Source organism: Vibrio sp. 10N.247.311.14, assembly GCF_041467715.1.
In the GTDB taxonomy this organism is placed as follows: domain Bacteria; phylum Pseudomonadota; class Gammaproteobacteria; order Enterobacterales; family Vibrionaceae; genus Vibrio; species Vibrio crassostreae_C.
The window spans coordinates 1-3,553 of the sequence record NZ_JBFSVE010000103.1 but is presented as its reverse complement, the minus strand read 5'-3'; the positions used below and the strand labels follow the sequence as shown (position 1 = coordinate 3,553).

At 44.3% G+C, this 3,553-nt stretch carries 6 protein-coding genes; 2 read left to right on the top strand and 4 right to left on the bottom strand.

From position 1 onward, the window contains the following. Positions 1–104: 104 nt before the first annotated feature. Entirely contained in the window at positions 105–1,112 is a 1,008-nt protein-coding gene (locus AB6F11_RS21515) for a LacI family DNA-binding transcriptional regulator (RefSeq protein WP_017059450.1), read from the bottom strand. Between the two features lie 144 nt (positions 1,113–1,256). Beyond that, positions 1,257–1,958 (bottom strand): lipoyl protein ligase domain-containing protein, encoded by a 702-nt coding sequence (locus AB6F11_RS21510; RefSeq protein ID WP_017059449.1) that lies wholly within the window; start codon positions 1,956–1,958, stop codon positions 1,257–1,259. 185 nt (positions 1,959–2,143) lie between these two features. Here AB6F11_RS21510 and AB6F11_RS21505 point away from each other — a divergent pair, with 185 nt between their 5' ends. Then, positions 2,144–2,428, top strand: coding sequence for a damage-inducible protein J (locus tag AB6F11_RS21505; protein WP_102320420.1), 285 nt, complete (start codon positions 2,144–2,146; stop codon positions 2,426–2,428). After that, positions 2,425–2,703, top strand: coding sequence for a type II toxin-antitoxin system mRNA interferase toxin, RelE/StbE family (locus AB6F11_RS21500; RefSeq protein WP_017064043.1), 279 nt, complete (start codon positions 2,425–2,427; stop codon positions 2,701–2,703). Before AB6F11_RS21505 ends, AB6F11_RS21500 begins: the two co-directional genes overlap by 4 nt. 148 nt (positions 2,704–2,851) lie before the next feature. Here the strand turns inward: AB6F11_RS21500 and AB6F11_RS21495 are convergent, their stop codons facing one another. Then, the gene (locus tag AB6F11_RS21495) at positions 2,852–3,139 is read right to left on the bottom strand and encodes a type II toxin-antitoxin system RelE/ParE family toxin (protein ID WP_017064044.1); all 288 of its coding nucleotides are present in this window, start codon (positions 3,137–3,139) and stop codon (positions 2,852–2,854) included. Beyond that, complete coding sequence (locus tag AB6F11_RS21490) at positions 3,136–3,417, bottom strand: type II toxin-antitoxin system Phd/YefM family antitoxin (RefSeq protein ID WP_011080399.1); 282 nt, start codon at positions 3,415–3,417, stop codon at positions 3,136–3,138. Before AB6F11_RS21490 ends, AB6F11_RS21495 begins: the two co-directional genes overlap by 4 nt. Between the last annotated feature and the right edge of the window lie 136 nt (positions 3,418–3,553).

Sequence of the window (3,553 nt, the reverse complement as noted above, 5' to 3'; positions counted from 1 at the left end):
CTGAGCCCGTAGAGGACTTTCACCTCCTAGATCAACGCCATGCTCGGCGCACAAAGCAAAAGGGGCATCATTTCGATGCCCCTTTCAGTTTCCACGATACTTGGTTAAACGCTTTCGCCATCAGTGATGCGATAGCCCATATCCACTACCGTTTCCGTAACTGGCTCACCTTTCAATCGGGCAAGCAGTAGCTCGGCACTTTTCTTACCTATTTCATAACGTGGCGTATCCACGCTAGTCAGTTTTGGGCGTATGGTTTGACCAATATCTAACGCGTTATAGCCCACCACAGATAGCTGTTGCGGCACTTGGATTCCACGTTGCTGGGCAATGAGCAAGGTACCTATCGCGATGTCATCATTGGTGCAGAACACGCCATCTAGATCTGGGTAATCCGCAAGAGCGCGATCAAGCAGGTCTTCAGCCAAAGAGAAGTTAGAGTGCTGTTCAGTCAACACGTGTTTAGGCTCTAATCCAGCCTCATACATCGCTTTGTCATAGCCTTGCAAACGCAACTTGGTTCGCGCATCCAATCGAGCGCCAAAGTAAGCAATAGAGCGTTTACCAGCTTCAATCATTCGCTTCACGACATGGTAAGAAGCATCAATATGGTCCAAGCCAACAACCATATCGATCGGATTGGTTGGGAGTTCCATCGTTTCAACAACAGAAACACCTGAATTCTTGATCATCTGTAACGTGCGGGGTGTGTGGTGGCTTTCCGTCAATATCAACCCATCAACTTGATACGAAAGCAGCGAAGCAATCTTTTCCTCTTCTTCCACAGCATCATAGCTAAAGTGAGCAAGCAACGTCTCGTAGCCATTCTCTTTAGTAACCGTTTCGATACCTTGAACAAACGCGGCAAAGATTTGGTTTGATAACGAAGGGAGCAAGATACCGATCGCTTTACTCGACGATTTAGAGAGCATAGCTGGCGCTTTGTTTTCGATGTATCCCATCTCTTCAATAACCGCTGCAATTTTAACGCGAGTTTTGGCTGCGACTGAATCGGGATTGCGCATGTAACGAGAGACGGTCATCTTTGTGACCCCCACTTTGTCTGCAACATCTTGAAGTGTGGTTCGAGTTTTCTTCTGCTGTTCTGTCATAACTATTTGAACTCTTTATTATGTTACAAGTAACATTATAAAGTTCTCACCGCCTCAAGTTCAACCCATTCGTTGTCATCGACACATAGTATTGAAATCGTTCTACCATCGGCAAATTAGTTTGGCGTTAACGAAAGGTTGGTATCACGCATGCTTGATGAAAGCTTGGCTTAACTGCTGAAAGAGTGAGTCTACGTTGGGTAGAGTTGTCAGATGTGCGGACAACGGAGTATGAACTTGCGCGTCCACCACGGTTGGATTGCCACAAACTTGATTATAAAAATTTACGGGTGCAACGATGTTCTCTAGGTCGACATCCAACAAGATACAAGCTTGCGAAAGTACGATTTGGCCGCCCCCTTGTTTAAGCAAAACACGCTGCGCCGTGCCCACTATTTTTTGTTTATTGATATTGAGGTTGTAGTCACCATCACAATAAGAACCGGGAGTCGCGTGTACATCCACATCGATGCCCAGTTCTTTAAAAAACAGGGTTAAGACATTGCACAGATGTAGATACGCTTTTTGGATGTTGTAGGCTTCATCACGAGGCCAATGGTAAATGTGCGATAAGTTAATGATCCCCGGCAGTTGGGGAACGGGAGCGCCGCCTGTTTTACGTGAGGTGAGTTGCCAACCTTGTGCCGCGAGTTGTTTTCTAGACTCTACGGTCACAGGCCACTTTTTACCTGCGGGCAAAACAAGTGTCGGCGCTTTTGCTTGCCACAACATTAAGGCTTGCCCAATCTCACCCGCCTGAATTTGCTGCAATAATTCAGCTTCTTTTTCAAACGCACGATCAACATCAATGTGCGGGTAACGTACGAGTTTATTGGTTAACTTCAATGCACTTTCCTCTACAGATTGTGGTGACCTATCATTTAACGTTCTGCAATGGTTGATGAGATATGGGACTATGTGCGATGAAACATAGCACCAAAAGTTAGTTATTGGCGCCATAGTAGCTTGTCAGTTGCCCATCTCAAAGGTGAGTGCTAACATTTGTACACACACCAATAAAGGAATACATCATGGACACTAGAATTCAATTTCGTGTTGATGAAGAAACAAAACGCCTAGCTCAACAGATGGCTGAGAGCCAAGGTCGCACACTGAGTGGTGCTTGCCGTGAGCTTACTGAGCAACTCGCTGAGCAACAAAGACAGACATTATCTCACGATGCATGGCTAACTGAACAAGTAAACCTAGCATTTGAGAAGTTTGACTCAGGAGAATCCGTTTTAGTTGAACACCAAACTGCTAAATCTCGAATGGAAGAACGCAAAGCCAGAATACGTAATCGAGGTAAGCAATGATTTTATGGGAAGAAGAATCACTCAATGATCGTGAAAGGATCTTTGAGTTTATCTATGACTTCAACCCTGATGCGGCAGAAAACGCTGACAACCTCATTGAAACAAAAGTAGAAAACTTGCTTGAGCAGCCTCTAATGGGTGTACAGAGAGACGGCATTCGTGGGCAATTACTTATAATTCCTGAGATTTCAATGATCGTCTCCTATTGGATCGAAGGCGACATTATCCGAATTATGCGCGTACTCCACCAGAAACAAAAGTTCCCAATGGATTGATTACTTCCTCTGGGCAACTAGCCCAATTAAGGGGTGAACAACGCCTCCACCCAACCTAAAGCATTGTGCCATAAACACTAAATTTGAAGTAGAAGAAAAATGCCAAGCGTTGTGAATCCCTCTTAAATTGCTTGTTATAACACAATTGCTACACGTCACTTTCCGTTAGTATCTGACGACAATTTCGTACTGTGAGGACGCGAATTTCATGGCTAAGGCTATATATGATGCGATAGTGACCAAACAAAATTTCACGGTAATTGGTATGAGGCAGCTCAGGAACCATTCGCCCCATGTCAGGCATACTTGAGAGTAAATCAGTTTTATCAAAAACCTCATTAACCCAGTTTTCTGCCGCCACTGGATTATCCAGTGAAATAAACTCGGCTGCATCACCTAACTTTTGTAATGCTAGTGGTGACCAGACTACTTTCATTTCTTAATGCGCCCCAATACTTGAGCACGAGCGTCTTCATTGGAAACACCTAAACCTGAAGCTAATTGTGCTTCAGCAGTACGCATTTCTTCCAGTAACTCGATCTTCTCTTGCATTGCTTCATATTCTGCAACATCAAGGACAACCGCAACACCCTTACCACGTTGTGTGATAACTAGTGGTCTGCGAGTTTCGTTAATCTGTTTAATAAATGACGTCACGCCAGCACGAAATTCAGACAAAGGCTGAATATCTTGATCAAAATGGATGCGGCTCATGTTGAACTCCCTATGGTACAATTTAATGTACAAATAATAGTTCAAATAGCAATTTTGAGCAATAGCCTGATTTTGTGTTATAACGAATGACATGGATTCCCCCTACCGAGGATCTGCCACACTTATGTGGTACTTA